This window comes from Microbacterium sp. NPDC089695, from assembly GCF_044749085.1.
GTDB lineage: Bacteria > Actinomycetota > Actinomycetes > Actinomycetales > Microbacteriaceae > Microbacterium.
In genome coordinates, this window is the sequence record NZ_JBIVHG010000001.1 from 443,464 (window position 1) to 462,860 (window position 19,397).

Genomic DNA, 19,397 nt, shown 5'->3' on the forward strand with positions numbered 1-19,397 from the left:
TCAGAGTCACACGCCCGATACGAGTCGAACGCCGGCTCCGATCTGGGTCAACAGGTACGCGGCGAGTCGTCCGGCCGGGTAAGGGTCGAGAAACTCCCGACTGACGGGGCCGACCTGGCTGACGTTGGCGACCGAGTCCCGATCGAGGCCGGACGCGGCAGCCGGAACGAGCACGTTTCCGGGAAAGCCCTCGAGGGTCGTGTTGGAGGTCAACGGCACGACCAGGACTGTCTCGATTCTCGTGTCGAGAAGCCAATCCTCCTGCAGCACGACCGCCGGGCGAACCTTCGCCGGCTCCGAGCCGCGCGGAACTCCGAAGTCCACCCAGACGACGTCTCCGCGACGGATCACCAGTCCGCGCTTCCGCCCAGACGCTCCTCGTTCGCTCGCACGAACAGGTCATCACCGGGAGCACGGGCCGCGCGTGCGAGCACATCGTCAGCGATACGCGTGAGATCCGAGGCGCCTTCCAGCTCGTCCGCGAGTCGTGCACCCGCCAGACGATAGAACTCGGAGCGGTTCATGCCATGTCGACGCGCTACGCGCTCGAAGCGCGCGAAATCGCCATCCGGGACCGAGATCGCTGTCTTCATGATCCGAGTATAACCATTTATACCCGCAGCGGGCGCACCGTCGCGTAGGCGTCCGCGACATCGCGGGTCTCGCTGTCGTAGACGCGCACGATGCCGGCATCCCCCTCGTGCCGCGGCCACCCCGGATCGCCGTCGGTCACGAACGCCACGGCTGACGCGTGCACCTCATCGGCGAGGCGCTGGGGCGGGTTCGGACCGGCGAGGTTCTCGATGCGCGGGCCGTCGAGGCAGTCGAAGAAGAACGGCACGTCGAGGCAGTGCTCGGCGAACCCGAAGCGACCCGAGGGCCAGGAGAACCGGTACACCCAGGTCGGCGCGTCGCCACGGGCGTCCGACACCCGCAGCACGCCGACGCGGAACATCCGATCGGTGAGCACGCGTCCGGCGAGACGCGGCTTTCCGAGGCGCACGATGTCGGCGTTCGCGGCGAGGTACTCGGCACGGATGCCACGGGGCAGCCCGAGCCGGTTCAGCAGCACGGTGCGAGGCACCCAGCGCAGCGCCTGCGCGGCGGCGCCACCGAACACCATCGAGAACTCGTCGTCGGTCGCGCCGAGCACGAGCGGCTTGTCGGCGCCGATGCCGGCGCGCAGCGAGGCGGGCGTGGGGCGGGGGATCAGGTCGCCGTCGACCGTCGGCCCGAGCGGCAGTCCGTGGTCGACGAGACCGGCGATGCCCGTCGGGCTGAGCTTCATCGCCTCCTTCTGCAGCGCGAGCAGGCGCAGCTCGTCGACGCTCGACATCCCGGCGACGGTCGGCTCGACCCCGGCGGACGCGGCGAGCGCTCGCCCGAAGGCCTCCGCCCGCGCGGACGTGACGTCGGTGAGCGCCGACGACAGCGCGTACACGCCGTGGAACAGGTGCTGGGCGGCCGGCATCCCGAGCAGCGTGAGCACGGCCCCGCCACCCGCCGACTGCCCCGCGATCGTGACGCGCGAGGGGTCGCCGCCGAACGCCGCGATGTTCTGCTGCACCCACTCGAGCGCGAGCAGCCAGTCGCGCACGCCGCGGTTCGTCGGCGCGCCGTCCATCCAGCCGAAGCCCTCGAAGCCCAGGCGGTACGAGAGCGTCACGGTCACGACGCCGTCGCGGTTGAAGCCACGGCCGTCGTACCAGGGGCTCGCCGGCGACCCGGTCGTGAAGCCGCCGCCGTGGATCCAGACGAGTACGGGCAGACCGCTCGCCGCGGGGTCGGGCGTGAACACGTTCACGTTGAGGGTCGATGCGCCCTCGACGCTCGGCTCGGGGATCAGGGTGTCCCCCTGGTCGCCGCGCTGCGCGGTCGCGCCGAACTCGAGCGCATCTCGCACGCCCTCCCACGACGCATGCGGGACCGGGGCGGCGAAGCGCAGGTCGCCGACGGGCGGCTCCGCGAACGGGATGCCGAGGAACGCCGCCGATCGCGGCATCCCCTGCGTGCCTTGCCCTCCCGCGCCTTGCCCTCCCGCGGTCGGGCGCCAGCGTCCGCGGACGCGCCCTGCAGCGGTGTCGACCTCGACGAATTCACTCATCCCAGCAGTCTGCCGGATGCGGCAGGGCGCTAGCCCTGCACGCCTCCGCGCCGAGGGCGTATGTTCCCGCCGAATCCGTATGATCCCGACGTCGGCACGGTGTCACCTCGGCGGCAACATGCCGACTCGGCGGGCGAACGGACGAGCGAGCACGCACCAGGGATGCCGGGGCAGCCCCGCAGGGCCTCCGCGCCGAGAGCGGCGCCGAGGGCGTATGTTCCCGCCGAATCCGTATGATCCCGACGTCGGCACCGTGTCCCCTCGGCGGCAACATGCCGACTCGGCGAGACGAGCGGGTCAGCCCTGCACGACCTCGGCGTGCGGCATCCGCTCGCTCATGACCCGGACGGCCTCGGGGCTGTCATCGACGAGCACGGCGTCGCGCCCGAGCGCCGAGGCGACGGCTCCGGTCGTGCCGCTGCCCGCGAAGAGATCGAGCACCCGATCGCCGGGGCGGCTCGACGCGCGCACGATGCGGCGCAGGATGCCCTCGGGCTTCTGCGTCGGGTACCCCGTCTTCTCGCGTCCGGTCGTCGGCACGATCGTGTGCCACCACACGTCGGTCGGCAGCTTGCCCCGCGCGGCCTTCTCGGCCGTGACGAGCCCCGGAGCCATGTACGGCTCGCGGTCGACGTCGTCGGAGTTGAACACGTACGCCCGCGGGTTCTTCACGTACACGAGGATCGTGTCGTGCTTGGTCGGCCACCGCCGCCGCGACTTCGCCCCGTAGTCGTACGCCCAGATGAGCTCGTTCAGGAAGCAGTCGCGGCCGAACACGGCATCCAGCATGACCTTGGCGTAGTGCGCCTCGCGGTAATCGAGGTGCAGGTACAGCGTGCCGTCGTCGGCGAGCAGCCGCCAGGCCTCCTCGAGGCGCGGCATGAGGAACGCCCCGTAGTCGTCGAAGCGGTCGTCGTAGGTGCGCAACATGCCCCGCACCCGCTCGTACTCGTGGCCGTGGAACCCGTGCCGCACCTCGGTCGCGCGGTGCTCCGGTTCAGAACTCCGGAGATCCGGGTTCGCATCGTCGCCGCCCTCGCGTGATTCCGGGGGCGTGTCCACCGCGACGGACGGGTTCTCCGGAGTTGTGGACGTGCGACGGGCCGTCACGATCTGCCGCTCCTGCGCGCGTCCGGTGTTGAACGGCGGGTCGAGGTAGACGAGCGTGAAGGATGCCGTGGGCAGCGTCGCGGCGACCGCGAGGTTGTCGCCCTGGATGACCGTGACGGCGCCGGGCGCGCCCTCGGTCACGGAACCCGGTGCAGCCACGCGTCCGTGGCGAACTTCGACTCGACGAGCGCCTCGGCGTCGGCGTACTCGTCAGCCGTGATCGCTCCGTCCTCGGCGTGCGTGAGCGACCGGAACGTGGCGATGAACCGCTCGATGATCTCAGCGCGCGACAGGCCCGTCTGGCTGCGGAGCGGGTCGACGCGCTTGGCCGCCGAGGTCGTGCCCTTGTCGCTGAGCTTCTCCCGGCCGATGCGCAGCACCTCGGTCATGGTCTGCCCGTCGATGTCGTACGAGAGCGTGGCGTGGTGCAGCACCCCGCCGTTCGCGAGGCGCTTCTGCGCGGCACCGCCGATCTTGCCCGAGGAGCTCGCGATGTCGTTGAGCGGCTGGTAGACGGCGTCGATGCCCAGCGAGCGCAGCGCCTGCAGCACCCAGTCGTCGAGGAACGCATAGGAGTCGGCGAACGTCATCCCCTGCACGAGGGATGCAGGGACGTACAGCGAGTACGTGATGATCTGTCCCGCGGCCATGAGCATCGCCCCGCCGCCGGAGATGCGGCGCACGACGTCGAAGCCGTGCCGGTCGGCTCCCTCGGGGTCGACCTCGTTGCGGTAGGACTGGAACGAGCCGATCACGACGGCCGACTGGTCCCACTCCCAGATGCGCAGCGTGGGGCGGCGACGCCCCTCGCCGACGCGGGCGGTGAGCACCTCGTCGAGCGCGAGGTTCATGCGCGGGGACACGGCCTTCTCGTGCACGATCTCCCAGTCGAAGTCGCCCCACCCGGGGGCGGTGACGAGGGCGCGGCGCACCGCGGTTCCCACAGCCTCGGGCGTGAAGCCGAGCAGCTGCGCCCCCTCGGGGAGCGCCGCGCGCACGGCGGCGGCGATGGTCGTGGCGTCGGACTCGACGGGCAGGCCGTTCACGGCGGCGTCGATGTCGTCGATCGCCGAGTCCGGCTCGAGGAAGAAGTCGCCGGCGAGGCGGAATCGCGCGATCCGATCGTCCTCGACCTCGAGGTCGACGACCACGAGCTTTCCGCCTGGGACCTTGTATTCTCCGTGCACGGTTCCAGCTTAAGGCGCGCTCCGCGCGGACGGGGGCGGATGCCGGGCTCAGCGCCCGAGCACGACGGCGCGTTCACCCGCGCGGATCGGCAGCGACCACCGGTTCTCGCGCGGCGGCTGCGGGCACACGAACTGGTCGGAGAACGCGCAGGGCGGGAGGTACGCCCGGTTGAAGTCGATGATCGCCGATCCCCCGGCATCCGGTTCTTCGATCGGGAGGAACCGGAAGCGGTACGTCTCGGTGCCGTTCGTGCCGTCGGCGAAGACGGCGGTCAGCGCGCCCTGCGGCGTGCGCGTCGCCGACAACGACAACGGGATGCCGTCGAGCTCGAAGCGCAGGCGCCCGGCGAGCGGCTGCTCGTGCACGGCGCCGTCGATCGCGGTGATCGTGATCGTCTCGTCGGGCGTCGCCTCGAAATCGGCCCGTACCCGCCACCCCTCCCGTGGCGGGTACGCGTCGATGCCGCTGAAGCGCTCGCGCTGCGGCCGCCGCGGATTGAACACCCGCAGCGCGACGACGCCGCGCCGGTCGAACACGCGCAGCTCGCGCCGCCCGAGTCGCATCGTCTCGCGCCCCCGCAGCGTGACGATGTCGCCGGCGGTACCGAGGTCGCTGCCGCGGATGCCGCCGTCGCCCGTGAGCGCCCACAGACCGGGAACGCCCTCCACGGCCGCGGGTTCGGTGATGAGCCAGTTCGTCGATTCGAGCGCGGCGGGCCCGTACTCGGCGCCGGCGTAGCGCTCGCGCGACTCGTGCCAGTGCCGCCACTCCTCCTCGAAGCCCACCGTGCACCTCCCTCTCACCCTCCAGCCGCGAATCTATGGCGAGGAGCGGATGCCGGGAGGGCGCGACGTCACGCGGATTCACCCTCCGTCACACGGGGTCACGGGAGGTCACGGGGAGACATCTCCCGCGGGGTCAGCGCCGGGGGATGCGTGCGTCGAGCCACGACAGCACGTCGGCACGGACCTCGGCCTGGTTCAGCTCGGCGAAGATCTCGTGGCGGGCGTCGGGGTAGACGAGGGTCGTCACGTCGGTGAATCCCGAACGCGTGCGGTACGCATCGGCGAGCTTGTGCACGCTGCGCGGGCCGCCCACCGGATCGTCGCGTCCCACCATCAGCAGCAGGGGGATGTCGTGGCCGAGGTCGCGACGCGGACGCCCGTAGAGCTTGGCGGCCTCGATCGGCCCGAACAGCTTCAGCAGCGGCGTCTCGGTCGTGAGCGGGTCGTCGTGGAACGCCTCCCAGACCGCGGGGTCACGACTGAGCCACTCGAGCCCGGTGGCATCCGTCCCCGCCCAGCGGGCGTTGAGCGGCGCGGCGTTGAGCGATCCCGGCATGCGCAGCGCGGAGCCCGACAGGATCACGGCATCCCACGCCTCGGGGTGGTCGTTCACGAGCATCTGGGCGAGGAACGAGCCCCAGGAGTGCCCGAGCAGCACGAGGGGGAGGTCGGGATGCTCGTCGCGGATGATCCCGGTCAGCTGCCAGATCGCGGCCTCGGTCGCGCGGATCCCGCCGGCGCCCAGACGTCCGAGCTTCGCGGGACCCTCGTGCTGGCGGATGCCGGTGCGGCCGTGACCGCGGTGGTCGTCGGCGTACACGTGGAAGCCGGCCTCGGTGAGCGCCGCGATCAGAGCGACATAGCGGCCGGCGTGCTCGCCGACACCGTGCAGCAGCTGCACGACTCCTCGCGGCTCACCCGCCGCGGGGTGCACGTCGTAGACGATGGCGATGCCGTGGGCATCCGTGAACTCACGCGTATCCGTCACGGATCCACCCTAGTGACCACTGCTCGGCGTCACGACGCCAGAGCGGCCACGACCGCGCGGGCCGTCTCGAGGTCGGTGACCTCGTACCCTCCGACGCCGTCGGCGGCCGATCCCATGCGCACGCCGCCCTGCTCGTGCACGGTGCGCTTGGCCGAGAAGTGCAGGGCGTCGACGCCGATCCCGGCGAGCGCGGCGGCGCACGCGGCATCCACTCCGCTCCCCGCCATGACCTCGATCGCCCCATCGGCCGCGGCGACCATGGCACGCAGGGTGTCGATGCCGTCGACAGCGGCGGACGCGCCGCCCGAGGTCAGCACACGGCGGAGCCCCAGCGACCGTGCGGCGGCGAGTGTCGCGAGCGGGTCGACGCTCACGTCGATCGCGCGATGCAGGGTGACGGATGCCGCGCCTGCGGCGTCGCGCAGACGTGCCATGGCGTCGAGGTCGAGCGCTCCCCCGGCATCCAGCGCGCCGACGACGACGCCGTCGGCCCCCGCCTCGACCGCGCGGCGCACGTCGAGGACGGACAGGGCGATCTCGTCGGCGTCGTAGTGGAACCCGCCCGCACGTGCCCGCACGAGCACGTGCACCTCGATGCCGACCTCGCGCGCGGCCTCGACCGAGAGCTCGAGCGTGGCGGGCGACGGCGTCAGTCCGCCGAGCGCGAGGGCCTGCGCCAGCTCGACGCGGGCGGCGGCCACGGCTCCGGCGATGCGGACTCCCGAGGGTCCGGTGACGGCGATCTCGAGTGCGGGCGTGCGGGTCGTCATCCGTCCATTCTGTCCTGGTCGGCGGACGTTTCCCGGCATCCCGCCTCCGATCGGACTTTCGCACAGGAGGAAAATTACTTAGACTGTCTAAGTAATGTCTGCGCCTGATGAAGCCCTCCACCTCACCGCGACAGACCTGCGCATGGCCGTGTTCCGCCTCGCCCGCCGCCTCCGCTGCGCCCGAGCCGTCGACGCCATGAGCGATGCGCAGCTCGCTGTCCTCGCCACGCTCCGCCTGCACGGACGCCGTACGATCAGCGCGCTCGCCGAGCGCGAGCGCGTCACGGCGCCGTCGATGACCAGCATGATCAACGGCCTCGAAGAGCAGGGATACGTGATCCGCATCCCCGATGAGGAGGATCGCCGACGCGTGCACGTCGACATCACCGAGGCGGGCACCGCGATCGTCGCCGAGACGATCCAGCAGCGCGACCAGCTGCTCGCCGACATGCTCGGCGAGCTCGACTTCACGGACGACGAGCTCGCGACGCTGCGCGAGGCGGCCGCCCTCATGCGCAGGGTGGTCGACCGATGAGCGCCATGTTCCGTTCGTTCGCGAACATCAACTACCGCATCTGGTTCGCCGGCGCGCTGGTGTCGAACGTCGGCGGGTGGATGCAGGCGACCGCCCAGGACTGGGTCGTGCTCACCGAGCTCACCGACAACGACGCCGCCGCCATGGGCGTCACGATGGCGCTGCAGTTCGGGCCGCCCCTCGTGCTCGTGAGCCTCACCGGCTGGGTCGCCGACCGCTTCGAGCGCCGCCGCATCCTCCTCGCGACCCAGACCTCGCTGCTGATCCTCGCGATCGCCGTCGGCGTGCTGCTGCTGAACGGCCTCATGACGCTGCCGATGATGTTCGGCTTCGCCGCCGCGTTCGGCGTCGTCAACGCGTTCGACGCCCCTGCACGCCAGGCGTTCGTGTCCGACATGGTGTCGGTCGGCGACACCTCGAACGCGGTCGCCCTCAACTCGGCATCCTTCAACCTCGCCCGCATGATCGGGCCCGCGGTCGGCGGCCTCCTGATCGTCGCGATCGGCTCGGGCTGGGTGTTCATCGCGAACGCCGCGACGTTCCTCGCGATGCTCGTGGCGCTGCTGATGCTGCGCACCGGACAGCTCGCGCCCCGCCTGAAGAACCGCAGCCGCGGCGGGCTCGCGGCCGGATTCCGCTACGTGTGGGGGCGCAGCGATCTGCGCGTCGTGTTCGTGACCGTGTTCCTGATCGGGGCGTTCGGCATGAATTTCCCGATCTTCGCCTCGACCATGGCGCTGGAGTTCGGCGCCGGGGCCGACGGCTACGGCGTGCTGAGCTCGATCCTCGCGATCGGGTCGCTCGCCGGCGCCCTGCTCGCCGCACGCCGCGACCGCGCCCGCGTGCGGGTCGTGATCTTCGCCGCCGGCGGGTTCGGCATCGCCGCGTTCGTCTCTGCCGCGATGCCGACGTACCTCACGTACGCGATCACGCTGACGTTCACCGGGTTCATGATCGTGACGCTGCTCACGACCGCGAACGGATACGTGCAGATGACGACCGATCCCGCGCTGCGCGGGCGTGTGCTGGCGCTGTACATGGCCGTCATCATGGGCTCGACCCCGGTCGGCGCACCGATCGCCGGGTGGGTCGCCGACACGTTCGGACCGCGGAGCGCGATCATGCTCGGCGGCACGGCGGGGTTCGTCGCCTGTGCGATCGGCCTGATCTGGGTGCTCACCTCGGGGCGCGTGCATCGGCACGAGGACCGCCGCTTCCTGCTCACCCTCGATGAGACGCGGCCGCTCAGCGTGGTCGACGAGACCGAGCTCGACGATCCGTCGACCTCGGCCGAGCCCGTCGACTACAGCGAGAAGGCCACGGCGACGTCGCCGATCCGCATCGCACCTCAGGACTGACCCCCGCCTGTTTGTCAACGCCCTCCGGGGCGCGCGTCGGCGAGCGTAGCGTCGCGATCATGGACGAGAACACAGGACGTACCCCGCACGCCGAGGACCCCGCCGAGGGCGCCGACACCAACGCTCAGGGCGCGGCCCAGGGCGGAGCGATCCAGGGCGACAGCTCACACGGCGCATCGCCGCGTGGAGCCATCCAGGGCGAGGCCGAGGACGGCGACCCGCAGGGCGCGACGCAGGGCGGAGCCATCCAGGGCGACAGCGCGCACGGCGAGTCGCCGCACGGCGCGATCCAGGGCGACGCGAACCCCGACCGCGGCGCGCATCTGGGCGGCGACGCGACGACCGAGGAGCAGCTCGACGCCGACACCGAGGTCGACCGCGACACGCTGCGCACGCTCGACCCCGACGACAGTCCCGCCTGAGCCCGGGCCTGGGGCTACGCCCCCAGCACGTGCTTGAGCTGCTCGACGGCCCAATCCAGCTCGGTCGCGCGCACCACGAGAGGCGGCGCGATGCGGATCGTCTGCCCGTGCGTGTCCTTGACCAGCACGCCGCGGTCGAGAAGCTTCTCGGCGATCTCGCGACCGGCGCCCTTCGCGGGATCGATGTCGACACCGGCCCACAGACCCGCGATGCGCACGGCCGTGACGCCGTGGCCGATCAGGGGTTCGAGCGCAGCGCCGAGGTGCTCGCCGAGGGCGCGGGCGCGCTCCTGGAACTCCCCTGTCTCGAGCATCTCGACCACACGCAGCCCCACGGCCGCCGCCAGCGGGTTGCCGCCGAAGGTCGAGCCGTGCTCGCCGGGTCGGATGACCCCGAGCACGTCGCTGTTCCCCACCACGGCAGACACGGGCAGGATGCCGCCGCCGAGCGCCTTGCCGAGCAGATACAGGTCGGGCACGACGCCCTCGCGATCGCACGCGAACGTCTCGCCCACACGGCCGAGGCCCGACTGGATCTCGTCGGCGATGAACAGCACGTTCTTCTCGTCGCAGATCTCGCGGATGCGGCGCAGGTAGCCCTCCGGCGGGATGATGACCCCGCCCTCGCCCTGGATGGGCTCGATGAGCACGGCGGCCGTGTCGGCCGTGATGGCCGCGGCGACGGCATCCGCGTCCCCGTAGGGCACGACGTCGAAGCCGGGCGTGTACGGGCCGAAGCCGGCGCGCGCCTCCTCGTCGTCGCTGAAGCTCACGATCGTGGTCGTGCGGCCGTGGAAGTTCCCCGCCGCGACGACGATGCGGGCGGCGCCGTCGGCGATGCCCTTGACCCGGTAGCCCCAGGCGCGCGCGACCTTGATGCCGGTCTCAACGGCCTCGGCGCCCGTGTTCATCGGGAGCACCATGTCCTTGCCGGCGAGCTCGGCGAGCGCGGCGGCGAACGGCTCCAGGCGGTCGCTCATGAACGCACGGCTGGTGAGCGTCACGCGGCCGAGCTGCTCGGTGAGCGCCGCGACCAGAGCCGGATGCCGGTGCCCGAAGTTCACGGCCGAGTACGCCGCGAGCAGGTCGAGGTACCGCTTGCCCTCGACGTCGGTGACCCAGGCGCCCTCGCCGCGCGCGATCATGACCGGCAGCGGGTGGTAGTTGTGGGCGACGTGGGGCTCGGAGCCGACCTCTGCCGCCGATCCCGTGGTCTCCTCGACCGCGGTCACGCGGCACCCCGCAGCTCGAGCGTGCAGCACTTGATGCCGCCGCCGCCGAGCAGCAGCTCGGACAGGTCGATGAGGATCGGGTTGTAGCCGCGCTCGCGCAGCTGCTGCTCGAAGCCCTTCGCGCGCGGCGAGATGATGACGTTGTAGCCGTCGCTGGCAGAGTTCAGGCCGAACACCGAGCCGTCCTCGTCGGAGACCAGGATCGCGTCTGGGAAGCGCTCCTCGAGGATCGCGCGGCTCGTCTCGTCGAAAGCCCCGGGGAGGTAGGCGATGTTGGCGCGCTCGGGGCCGCCGTTCTCGACGCCCTGCACGGGGTCGAGCACCGCGATCGCGGTGTCGAGGTGGTAGAAGCGCGGGTCGACGAGGTTCAGCGACACGACCTCGCGGCCGAACACCTCGCCCACCTCGCGGTGGCTGTCGCCCGTGGAGCGGAAGCCGGTGCCCGCGAGGATCACGTCGCCGACGAGCAGGAAGTCGCCCTCGCCCTCGTTGACCTCCTCGGGGATCACGGTGTCATAGCCCGCGGCGCGGAACCAGTCGGCGAAGGCCGGGGCCTCGCCCTGGCGCTCCACGAACCGGAACTTCGGCACGTACGCACGCCCGTCGATCAGGAAGCCGCCGTTGGCGGTGTAGACCATGTCGGGGTAGTCGGCGAGCGGCTCGATGAGCTCGACCTCGTGGCCCAGCTCGAGGTACAGGTCATGCAGCTTCTGCCACTGCGCGACCGCCTTGGCCGTGTCGGTCGGCTTCGCGGGCTCCATCCACGGGTTGATCGAGTAGTTCACCGTGAAGTGCGAGGGCTCGCACATCAGGTACCGCCGGTGGTGGGCGGTGCGGACCGGCGCGGTCGTGGCCGTGGTTTCGACAGACATGGGGCTCCTCGAACGGATGCGGCGGACGCTGTCCAGGGGCCCGGCGGTCCTTCGACCCGTGCCGCTCCGAGGGAGTCGGCGCTCGGGGAAGATGCGACTCGAGCACGCCGGGATCCATTCTGTCACCCGTCGCCTGGACGCCGCCAGAACCCGGATGCCCGGACTCACGCTCCGCGCACGACCACCTTGCCGACCGTGTGCCCGGCCTCGACGTGCCGGAGGGCGTCGCGAGCGTCGTCGAACGCGTACTCGCGCTCGATCACGGGCGTGACGCGTCCCTCGGCGACGAGGTCGAGGAGGGTCGCGAGCACCTCGGCGCGGGGCGTCGCGAGCAGCGGACGGATGCGACGGCGTGACCCGATCGACCGGAACCCCGCCGCGAGGATGCGCGGCATCGGGCCGAGCACGTGGCCGCCGTTGCCCGCCGCCAGCACGACCGTGCCGCCGGGAGCCACGAGACGCTGCAGCGCCGCGAGCTCGAGGCCGCCGGCGATGTCGATCACGGCGTCGAAGTGCCCCTCCGGCAGCGTCGCGAGCGGCGTGCGGCGATGATCGAGGGTGCGGACGGCGCCGAGGTGCTCGACCAGCCGGGAGTTGCGCTCCCCGCACGTGGCCCACACCTCGGCCCCGCGCAGCGCGGCGAGCTGCACCGCGAAGGTGCCGACGCCGCCGGAGGCGCCGATCACGAGCACGCGGCCGGTTCCGTCATCCGGTGTTCCTCCTGCCGTACGGATGCCGACCCCGGCGAGGTCGAGCGCCTGCCAGGCCGTGCCACCGGCGACCGGGAGGGTCGCCGCGATGTCGGAGGCCACGTCGGGCGGCACCGCGACGAGACGCGAGGCGGGCACCGCGACGTGCGGGGCCAGACCGCCTCCGCCGACGAGCTCGCCGACCATGCGGCTGCCGAGCTCGACGCCGATCGCCTCGGGCCCGAGCTCGACGACGATGCCGGTGACCTCCATGCCGCGCACGGGGTTCTTGGGGCGCGTGAGCCCGAACACCGGACGCACGAGCAGCGGGTCGCCGAGCAGCAGGCGCACGTCGCCGGCGTTGAGCGAGGTCGCCTCGACGCGCAGCACGACCTCGCCGCGCCGAGGCACCGGGATCGGGAGCTGTGCGAGGCGCACGCCGTCGGCCGGGCCGTAGGTCTCGCGGCTCCAGGCGGGCATCGTGTCCGGCTGTGAGCTCGGCGTGCTGGTCGGGGTGCGACGTGCTGCGGTCATGTCATGCCTCCGTCGGTGCGGCGTCGGGGTACTGGAACAGATCGTCGAGGCCGACGCCGAAGGCTCGGGCGATCTGGAAGGCGAGCTCGAGCGTCGGAGAGTACCTCTCCTGCTCGATCGCGATGAGGGTCTGCCGGGTCACGCCGATCGTGCGGGCGAGCTCGGCCTGCGTGAGGCCCACGGATTCGCGATGGGCGCGGATACTGTTCGAGACGAGCGTCGGCTTGACCATCACACGAGACCTCGGCGGTAGGCCACGGCCCGGGCGACGCCCCCGACCACGGCCGAGACCGCGAATCCGGCGAACATCGTGTTGGCGATCCAGAAGACGTCGGCGCCCACCGCGCACAGGACGATCACGCCGAGGCCGGCGAGCACGAGGAACGACTGCTCGACGCGCGTCCCCATGCGGCCGATGTCGCGGTCGCGGATGTCCGACCGCCCCACCCCTTCCGGGTCGCGAGCGCCGGCGATCATGCCCCAGACGATGCTGACGACGATGGTCGCGACGATGCCGATGCCGATCGTCCACAGCATGAGCGGGAACCAGTCGATGGTCTCGACGGGCCGGTTCGCCGCCTGCTGCAGGACGATCACGACGTACGCGGGGAGGACGAGGATGCTCACGATGAGCCCCGCCCAGACGTTGCGCTCTTCATAGACCATGACAGCCTCCGTGTAAAAGATTGTTTACACGGAGGCTACGTCGCCCCGGGCATCCATGTCAAGAATCTTTTACACGGGAATCGAGGACTGGTCAGATGACCTCGGCGCTCCAGTCGTCGGGGTTGCCGTAGCGGTGGGCCGTGATCGCGATCGCCTGCTCGTGCACGAACGGCAGCAGCTCGATGCGCCCCGCCGACGTGACCTCCCCGTCGTACACCGCCAGGTCGGGATCTCCGTCGAGCGCCGATGCGAGGGCGCCGTGCAGCGCGGCGACCGCCGGTCGCTGCCCGACGAGACGCACACGGGCGGGATGCTCGGGCGACCGCATCCGCGCGATCCACTCCTCGTCCGTCTCCATGAAGACGACCGCGCCGAGCTCGCCGAGGGCGTGCCGCACGGACGACGGCAGCCCCACGGGCGTCGAGAGCGTGAAGCCCGCGCCGGCGCGCACCGCGGCGACCACGACCCGCAGCAGCTCCTGCCACCCGGCATCCGCGGTCGCACGGATCGCGACCGGCACGGGCCGGTACCGGAACAGGTTGCGCTCGACGCCGAGCTGCGAGACGTCGCGCACCCGGCCGAACTCGCGATCCCACGCGAGCGCATCCGAGAGCGCCGAGCGGCGCAGCCACTCGAACGCCTCGTAGTCGAGCGACGACTGCGCGGCCTCGATGAGGTCGGTGATGCGCGAATCGAGGCCCCGCAGATGCAGCGTGCTCGACACGGGACCCGAGCCCCGCGAGCGCCACGACCCCAGGCCGATCAGATAGTTCGGGCCACCCGCCTTCGCCCCCGCACCGACCGAGGAGCGCTTCCACCCGCCGAAGGGCTGCCGCTGCACGATGGCTCCGGTGATGCCGCGGTTCACGTAGAGATTGCCCGCCTGCACGTGGTCGAGCCACACCCCCAGCTCGTCAGGATCCTGCGTGTACAGCCCGGCGGTGAGGCCGTAGGCGACCGCGTTCTGCATCTCGATCGCCGCCTCGAGTGTGGGCGCGTGCATGACGCCGAGCACCGGGCCGAAGAACTCTTCGGTGTGGAAGCGCGAGCCGGGCTGCACGCCGACGCGGATGCCGGGGCGCCAGAGCCGGCCGGACGGATCGTCGGCGGCGACCGCGGGCTCGATCAGCCACTGCTCGTCGCCCTCGAGCTCGGTGAGCGCCCAGGCGAGCTTGCCCGACGGCCGCTCGATCACCGGGCCCACCTCCGAGCGGGGATCCTGGGGCCAGCCGACATGCAGCGAGCGCGTGGCGTCGGCGAGCTGTCGGGCGAACCGCGGCGAGCGCCCCACCGGACCCACGAGGATCGCGAGCGACGCCGCCGAGCACTTCTGCCCGGCGTGCCCGAAGGCGCTGCGCACGAGATCGGCGACGGCGAGGTCGAGGTCGGCCGAGGGCGTGATGATCATGGCGTTCTTGCCGCTCGTCTCGGCGAGCAGCGGCAGGTCCGGGCGCCAGGAGCGGAACAGCGCCGCGGTCTCCCATGACCCCGTGAGGATCACCCGGTCGACGGCGGGATGCGCGATCAGTTCGCGCCCCAGATCGCCCTCGTCGATGTCGACCAGCACGAGGGCGTCGCGGGGCACGCCGACCTGCCACAGCGTCTCGGCGATCACGGCGGCGCAGCGGCGCGACTGCGGTGCGGGCTTGAACACGACACCCGACCCCGCGGCGAGCGCGGCGAGCACGCCCCCGGCCGGGATCGCGAGCGGGAAGTTCCACGGCGGGGCCACGACCGTCACGCGCGCCGGCTCGAACGAGGCGCCGGCGACGGCATCCAGCTCCCTCGCCTTCGCGGCGTAGTACCGGGCGAAGTCGACGGCCTCGCTGACCTCGACGTCGGCCTCGGCGAACACCTTGCCGGTCTCGGCTGCCGCGACCTCGATCAGGTCGCCGCGGCGCCCCTCGAGCGCGGCGGCGGCCCGCAGCAGCACCTCGGAGCGCTCGGCCGCCGGACGCGCTCCCCAGGAGCGTCCGGCATCCTGCACCCGCGCGACGGTCGCCTGCAGCGTCTCCGGGTCGTCGATCCGCGCGGCGGCGATCACGGCCTCCCCGAGCGTCGATCCGTCGATGCGGGCGAGCACGTCGCGCGCCCATTCGCGGTTCGCCGGCAGAGCCGCGTCGCTGTCGGGGGTGTTCTCGAATCCGGGGGCTCCCCCGGTGCCGCGCTCGAGCTCGCGCGGGTCGTACACGGCCGTCTCGAGGAATCCGGCGTCTCCGCCCGATCCTCGCGAGATCCCCAGCACCGCCTTCGTGAGGTCCTGCTCCGGCGCGGGAGCGGCGACCACCGGCCGGGCGGACTCGTGCACGGGCGCGCTCCGGTCCTGCGTGCGGCGGGCGCCGGTGCGCAGGTTCGGCGAGGTCGAGCGGTCGAGGGCGTCGAGGAACCTGTCCTGCTCGCGCACGAACAGCGCCTCGTCGTCGCCCAGCCGGAACGCCGCGGAGAGGAAGTTCTCGGACGAGGCGTTCTCCTCCAGTCGTCGCACGAGATAGCTGATCGCGACGTCGAACTCGTCGGGCTTCACCACCGGCACGTACAGCAGCACCTCGCCGACCTCGCGCGACACCGCCTGCACCTGTCCCTGGGCCATGCCGAGCAGCATCTCGAACTCGATCGACGGCTGGCCGGCGATGGCCCGGCCCTCCGCCGCGGACGCCGCTCCGACGAGTCCGCGCTCGCCCGCGAGCAGCCACGCGTACGCGATGCCGAAGAGGTTGTGGCCGGCGATGCCGAGATGCACCGCGCCGATGTTCTCGGGGCGCAGCGCCCAGTCGAGGCAGCGCAGGTAGTTCGCGTCGGTGTCGACCTTGGTGTCGTAGGTCGCAACGGGCCAGCCGTGCATGGTGGCCTCGACGTGCTCCATCGCGAGGTTGGCGCCCTTCACGAGTCGCACCTTGATCGGGGCTCCGCCGTGCTGCACGCGCTCCTGCGCCCAGGCGGTGAGCTCCTGCAGCGCAGGCAGCGCGTCGGGCAGATACGCCTGCAACACGATCCCGGCCTCGAGCGCCTGCAGGCGCGGATCCTCCAGGATGCGGGTGAACACCGCGATCGTCAGGTCGAGGTCGCGGTACTCCTCCATGTCGAGGTTGATGAAGGTGCCGTCCGCCGCCGCGGTCAGGTACAGCGGCAGAAGGCGTTCGACGACCGACGCGACGACCTCGTCGAACGCCCACATCGAGATGTGGCTCATGATCGCCGACACCTTCACCGACACGTAGTCGACGTCGGGGCGCCGGATCAGATCGTGGATGCCGTCGAGCCGGCGCCGCGCCTCGGCTTCGCCGAGCACGGCCTCGCCGAGCAGGTTGAGGTTGAGGCGGGCACCGCCCTCGCGGATCTTCGCGATCGCCGGTCCGAGCTTGGCGGGGCGCGCATCGACGACGAGGTGACCGACCATCTCGCGCAGCACGCGACGGGCGATCGGCACGACGGGTGCGGGAAGTACCGGGGCGACGCCGCCGCCGATCCTCACGGCCGAACGCAGATACCAGGGCAGGAAGTCGGGCACGATCGGCGCGATGCGGTGCAGCTGGGATGCCGCGGCGCCGAGGCTCTCGGGGCGCATGACCCCGTCGACGAAGCCGAGCGTGAAGGGCAGGCCGTTCGCATCCTGCAGCACTCCCGCGAGCCGCTCGGCGGCCGGGTCGACGTCTGCCGCGGCGGCCTCGGCGACCCAGCGGCGGGCGAGCTCGATCGCGCGGTCCGCGAGGGTGTCGGATGCGGGTGCGGACGGCGTCTGATCGGCCATGCCCTCAGCCTAGGACGGCGCGGGCTCGTCACCGCGTCCCCGCGCCGCCCGCATCGCCCCTCCCTCGCCCTCGCTGTGCGGCTCACCCCGCACCCAGGTTGCACCATCGCGTCGAAAGTGCATGTTGCCGACGCCGGGAACATACGACCTCGGCGGGAACATGCGACCTCGGCGACGAACAGGCGGGCGTGGGTCAGCTCGCTGAGGCGAGCATCGCGTCGTAGCCCTCGCGGAAGGTCGGGTAGACGAGGTCGCCCAGCAGGGTGTGGGCGCGGGCGCCGTCGAGCACCGTGCCGCCGCCGACCTCCGGGGTCGTGTGCGGGGGCACCGCGACACCCAGCCGCTCGGCGAGGTGCGCGACGACGTCGCCGAGCCGCACGGGTTCGTGGTCGACGGCATGCACGAGCGCGGGCGGGGCGTCGGCACGTAGCAGCGCCTCGAGCAGGCGCACGAGGTCGTGTTCATGGATGCGGTTGGTGCGGCGCTCATGGTCGACCGCCGCCCCCTCGCGCACGCGCCGGATCAGTGAGTCGCGTCCGGGCCCGTAGATGCCCGCCGGGCGCACGACCACAGCGCCGAGCAGGTCGACGGCACGTCGTTCACCGTCGACGAGCGCTTCGCCGCGCTCGCCGGTCAGTCGCGGCTCATCCCGCTCCGTGAGAGGTGCCCGTCCGTCGGCCCCGCCGAAGGTCTCGGAGGCGTAGCCCTCGAACACCCGCGTCGACGACACGAACAGCACCCGTTCGGGACGCGCGGGCAGCGAGGCGGCGACGTGCGCGAGCGCCGCCGGGTAGATCGAGCCCTCCGGCCCCGTCCCCGGCCCCGTCCCCGGCGGCAGCGTGATCACGACCGACTCGAACGACGGCAGACCCTGAGCGAGCGCCGTCGGCAGCGGATGCCGGAGGTCGGCCTCCATCGCCGCGAACGTCGACGGCAGCCCGGCGGCGTCGCGCCGGATCGCCGTGACCTCGTTCCCGTCCGCGACGAGCCGTTCCCCCAGCGCCGTGGCCAACGCGCCGCAGCCGACGAGCAGTGTGCGTCCGGGGCGTCGGCCCCCGGCATCCGTCATGCGTCAGCTCCAGTCGCTCGGCGCGGGCGTGCGTACGGGCGGCAGCGCCGAGGCCGCAGCCCAGTCGTGCACCCAGGAGTCGATCTCACGCAGGCCGTCGGGCTTGCCCACGGCGGCGAACAGCTCCTCGTTGCTCACCGTGCCGCCGGCGCGGCGCAGCATCCGCGCCCGCACGATCGCCCGGGCATAGACCTCCCCGTCGACCACGGCGCGGTGCTCCATGAAGACCGCCTTCTCGTCATGGCCGATGAACCTCGTCTGCACGTCGAACCGCTGCCACAGCTGCAGCGACTTGCGGAACGTGATGGTCTCGCTCGACACCACCGCGTACCAGCCGCGGTCTTTCATGGCGTCGAAGAGGCCCGTGCGGATCAGCAGGTCCCATCGTCCCAGGTCGAACAGCGACAGATAGCGGCCGTTGTTCATGTGCCGCAGGATGTCGATGTCGCTCGGCAGCGTCGTCAGCCGCACGGTGCCCACGGCCGTGGGATCGAGGGTCTTGCCGCGGCGCACGCGGAGGCGGGCGGAGAGGATCACGAGGAGGGTGCGCCAGATCACATTCACGAGGAACGATCGTAGCCATCGATGCACGATCTCCGAACTTCGTTGTGCGATGTCTCCATAGGGTGTTACGGCGACATTTCGGCATTCTCCTCGATTTCCGGTTCTCCGAACCCGCGCGTAGAGTCACGGCATGAGCGCCGAAGCCCAGCCTGAAGTCATCGTCCGTCCGGTCCGTGATGTGGACGCGGAAGCTCTAGGCCGCGTGCACGCGCAGTGCTGGCACGAGACCTACGACCACCTGATCAGCAAGGCCGCGCTCGAGAAGGTCTCGCCCCGCCGCATGGCCGAGCTCTGGACTCACTGGGCGTCGCAGGGCCCCGAGTTCACGATGCAGGCCGCGCTGGTCGACGGCGAGATCGTGGGCTTCGTGGGCTCCGGTCCGGCCCGCGACAAAGACGCCCCGGCGTTCCGCGAGCTGTACTTCATCTACCTGCTCGACGCGTTCCACGGCACCGGCATCGGCCAGAAGCTGTTCGACGCGGCGGTCGAGAAGGACGAGCCGCTGTATCTCTGGGTCGCGGAGGACAACCCGCGTGCACACCGCTTCTACGTGCGCAACGGCTTCACCCTCGACGGCGCCACCCACACCGAGCCCTTCCTCGGCGAGACGCTGACCGAGGTGCGCTTCACCCGCTGAGTCGCCTCCGCTCGACGAGCCGAGCACGCTGCCCTCCCGCGACCGGCCAGCGAATATACCGCCATGCCGGATGCCGCCCATTGACGTGCCGTCTCGCGCGTGCCAGGGTCGGGGCATCGGAGGGGG

Annotated in this window: 20 protein-coding genes; 4 read left to right on the forward strand and 16 right to left on the reverse strand. The window is 71.6% G+C overall.

Annotated features, from left to right (window positions below; genetic code table 11):
- Positions 1-6: 6 nt before the first annotated feature.
- The 8 genes from ACIPYT_RS02240 to ACIPYT_RS02275 form a co-directional block, all read right to left on the reverse strand.
- Positions 7-351 carry a type II toxin-antitoxin system PemK/MazF family toxin gene (locus ACIPYT_RS02240; protein ID WP_401070208.1) on the reverse strand — a complete coding sequence of 115 codons (345 nt, stop codon included), beginning with the start codon at positions 349-351 and terminating at the stop codon, positions 7-9.
- Positions 348-593 (reverse strand): CopG family transcriptional regulator, encoded by a 246-nt coding sequence (locus ACIPYT_RS02245; protein WP_401070211.1) that lies wholly within the window; start codon positions 591-593, stop codon positions 348-350. The genes ACIPYT_RS02240 and ACIPYT_RS02245 overlap by 4 nt, the downstream gene beginning before the upstream one ends.
- A gap of 17 nt (positions 594-610) precedes the next feature.
- Entirely contained in the window at positions 611-2,104 is a 1,494-nt protein-coding gene (locus ACIPYT_RS02250; RefSeq protein ID WP_401070214.1) for a carboxylesterase/lipase family protein, read from the reverse strand.
- A 297-nt stretch (positions 2,105-2,401) separates the two neighbouring features.
- Positions 2,402-3,373, reverse strand: coding sequence for a DNA-methyltransferase (locus ACIPYT_RS02255; protein ID WP_401070217.1), 972 nt, complete (start codon positions 3,371-3,373; stop codon positions 2,402-2,404).
- Positions 3,352-4,401 (reverse strand): biotin/lipoate A/B protein ligase family protein, encoded by a 1,050-nt coding sequence (locus ACIPYT_RS02260; protein WP_401070220.1) that lies wholly within the window; start codon positions 4,399-4,401, stop codon positions 3,352-3,354. The genes ACIPYT_RS02255 and ACIPYT_RS02260 overlap by 22 nt, the downstream gene beginning before the upstream one ends.
- A 48-nt stretch (positions 4,402-4,449) precedes the next feature.
- On the reverse strand, positions 4,450-5,187 hold the full coding sequence (locus ACIPYT_RS02265; protein ID WP_401070223.1) for a DUF1684 domain-containing protein: 738 nt from the start codon (positions 5,185-5,187) through the stop codon (positions 4,450-4,452).
- A 133-nt stretch (positions 5,188-5,320) separates the two neighbouring features.
- On the reverse strand, positions 5,321-6,175 hold the full coding sequence (locus ACIPYT_RS02270; RefSeq protein WP_401070226.1) for an alpha/beta fold hydrolase: 855 nt from the start codon (positions 6,173-6,175) through the stop codon (positions 5,321-5,323).
- Positions 6,176-6,204: 29 nt separating this feature from the next.
- Complete coding sequence (locus ACIPYT_RS02275) at positions 6,205-6,945, reverse strand: copper homeostasis protein CutC (protein WP_401070228.1); 741 nt, start codon at positions 6,943-6,945, stop codon at positions 6,205-6,207.
- Positions 6,946-7,039: 94 nt separating this feature from the next.
- Between ACIPYT_RS02275 and ACIPYT_RS02280 the strand changes: the two genes are divergently transcribed.
- Genes ACIPYT_RS02280 through ACIPYT_RS02290 form a run of 3 tightly spaced genes read left to right on the forward strand, consistent with a single transcriptional unit; the run spans position 7,040 to position 9,260 of the window.
- A complete protein-coding gene (locus ACIPYT_RS02280; RefSeq protein WP_401070230.1) occupies positions 7,040-7,480 on the forward strand; it encodes a MarR family winged helix-turn-helix transcriptional regulator in 441 nt (146 codons plus the stop codon).
- A 5-nt stretch (positions 7,481-7,485) separates the two neighbouring features.
- Positions 7,486-8,838: an MFS transporter gene (locus ACIPYT_RS02285; RefSeq protein ID WP_401074718.1), complete on the forward strand. Its 1,353-nt coding sequence runs from the start codon at positions 7,486-7,488 to the stop codon at positions 8,836-8,838.
- Between the two features lie 59 nt (positions 8,839-8,897).
- On the forward strand, positions 8,898-9,260 hold the full coding sequence (locus tag ACIPYT_RS02290) for a hypothetical protein (protein ID WP_401070233.1): 363 nt from the start codon (positions 8,898-8,900) through the stop codon (positions 9,258-9,260).
- A gap of 14 nt (positions 9,261-9,274) precedes the next feature.
- On the opposite strand, the gene rocD is transcribed toward ACIPYT_RS02290, so the two are convergent.
- The 8 genes from rocD to ACIPYT_RS02330 form a co-directional block, all read right to left on the reverse strand.
- Complete coding sequence (rocD, locus tag ACIPYT_RS02295) at positions 9,275-10,492, reverse strand: ornithine--oxo-acid transaminase (protein WP_401070236.1); 1,218 nt, start codon at positions 10,490-10,492, stop codon at positions 9,275-9,277.
- Positions 10,489-11,364: a dimethylargininase gene (ddaH, locus tag ACIPYT_RS02300; protein WP_401070239.1), complete on the reverse strand. Its 876-nt coding sequence runs from the start codon at positions 11,362-11,364 to the stop codon at positions 10,489-10,491. Before ddaH ends, rocD begins: the two co-directional genes overlap by 4 nt.
- Positions 11,365-11,528: 164 nt before the next feature.
- The gene (locus tag ACIPYT_RS02305) at positions 11,529-12,587 is read right to left on the reverse strand and encodes an NAD(P)-dependent alcohol dehydrogenase (protein WP_401070241.1); all 1,059 of its coding nucleotides are present in this window, start codon (positions 12,585-12,587) and stop codon (positions 11,529-11,531) included.
- A 1-nt stretch (position 12,588) separates the two neighbouring features.
- A complete protein-coding gene (locus tag ACIPYT_RS02310) occupies positions 12,589-12,819 on the reverse strand; it encodes a helix-turn-helix transcriptional regulator (RefSeq protein ID WP_401070244.1) in 231 nt (76 codons plus the stop codon).
- Positions 12,819-13,253 (reverse strand): hypothetical protein, encoded by a 435-nt coding sequence (locus tag ACIPYT_RS02315; protein ID WP_401070247.1) that lies wholly within the window; start codon positions 13,251-13,253, stop codon positions 12,819-12,821. Before ACIPYT_RS02315 ends, ACIPYT_RS02310 begins: the two co-directional genes overlap by 1 nt.
- A 91-nt stretch (positions 13,254-13,344) precedes the next feature.
- A complete protein-coding gene (locus tag ACIPYT_RS02320; protein WP_401070250.1) occupies positions 13,345-17,001 on the reverse strand; it encodes a proline dehydrogenase family protein in 3,657 nt (1,218 codons plus the stop codon).
- 193 nt (positions 17,002-17,194) lie between these two features.
- Positions 17,195-18,070 (reverse strand): SDR family NAD(P)-dependent oxidoreductase, encoded by an 876-nt coding sequence (locus tag ACIPYT_RS02325; RefSeq protein ID WP_401070253.1) that lies wholly within the window; start codon positions 18,068-18,070, stop codon positions 17,195-17,197.
- Between the two features lie 3 nt (positions 18,071-18,073).
- Entirely contained in the window at positions 18,074-18,634 is a 561-nt protein-coding gene (locus ACIPYT_RS02330; protein WP_401070256.1) for an acyl-CoA thioesterase, read from the reverse strand.
- 130 nt (positions 18,635-18,764) lie between these two features.
- Between ACIPYT_RS02330 and ACIPYT_RS02335 the strand changes: the two genes are divergently transcribed.
- A complete protein-coding gene (locus ACIPYT_RS02335; RefSeq protein ID WP_401070259.1) occupies positions 18,765-19,271 on the forward strand; it encodes a GNAT family N-acetyltransferase in 507 nt (168 codons plus the stop codon).
- Positions 19,272-19,397: the final 126 nt, after the last annotated feature.

Coding starts and splice junctions, on each gene's coding strand:
- ACIPYT_RS02335 (WP_401070259.1), top strand. CDS start 18,765: ATGAGCGCCGAAGCCCAGCCTGAAGTCATCGTCCGTCCGGTCCGTGAT.
- ACIPYT_RS02305 (WP_401070241.1), bottom strand. CDS start 12,587: ATGACCGCAGCACGTCGCACCCCGACCAGCACGCCGAGCTCACAGCCG.
- ACIPYT_RS02310 (WP_401070244.1), bottom strand. CDS start 12,819: ATGGTCAAGCCGACGCTCGTCTCGAACAGTATCCGCGCCCATCGCGAA.
- ACIPYT_RS02325 (WP_401070253.1), bottom strand. CDS start 18,070: ATGACGGATGCCGGGGGCCGACGCCCCGGACGCACACTGCTCGTCGGC.
- ACIPYT_RS02315 (WP_401070247.1), bottom strand. CDS start 13,253: ATGGTCTATGAAGAGCGCAACGTCTGGGCGGGGCTCATCGTGAGCATC.
- ACIPYT_RS02245 (WP_401070211.1), bottom strand. CDS start 593: ATGAAGACAGCGATCTCGGTCCCGGATGGCGATTTCGCGCGCTTCGAG.
- ACIPYT_RS02290 (WP_401070233.1), top strand. CDS start 8,898: ATGGACGAGAACACAGGACGTACCCCGCACGCCGAGGACCCCGCCGAG.
- ACIPYT_RS02285 (WP_401074718.1), top strand. CDS start 7,486: ATGTTCCGTTCGTTCGCGAACATCAACTACCGCATCTGGTTCGCCGGC.
- ACIPYT_RS02275 (WP_401070228.1), bottom strand. CDS start 6,945: ATGACGACCCGCACGCCCGCACTCGAGATCGCCGTCACCGGACCCTCG.
- ACIPYT_RS02320 (WP_401070250.1), bottom strand. CDS start 17,001: ATGGCCGATCAGACGCCGTCCGCACCCGCATCCGACACCCTCGCGGAC.
- ACIPYT_RS02280 (WP_401070230.1), top strand. CDS start 7,040: ATGTCTGCGCCTGATGAAGCCCTCCACCTCACCGCGACAGACCTGCGC.
- ACIPYT_RS02250 (WP_401070214.1), bottom strand. CDS start 2,104: ATGAGTGAATTCGTCGAGGTCGACACCGCTGCAGGGCGCGTCCGCGGA.
- ddaH (WP_401070239.1), bottom strand. CDS start 11,364: ATGTCTGTCGAAACCACGGCCACGACCGCGCCGGTCCGCACCGCCCAC.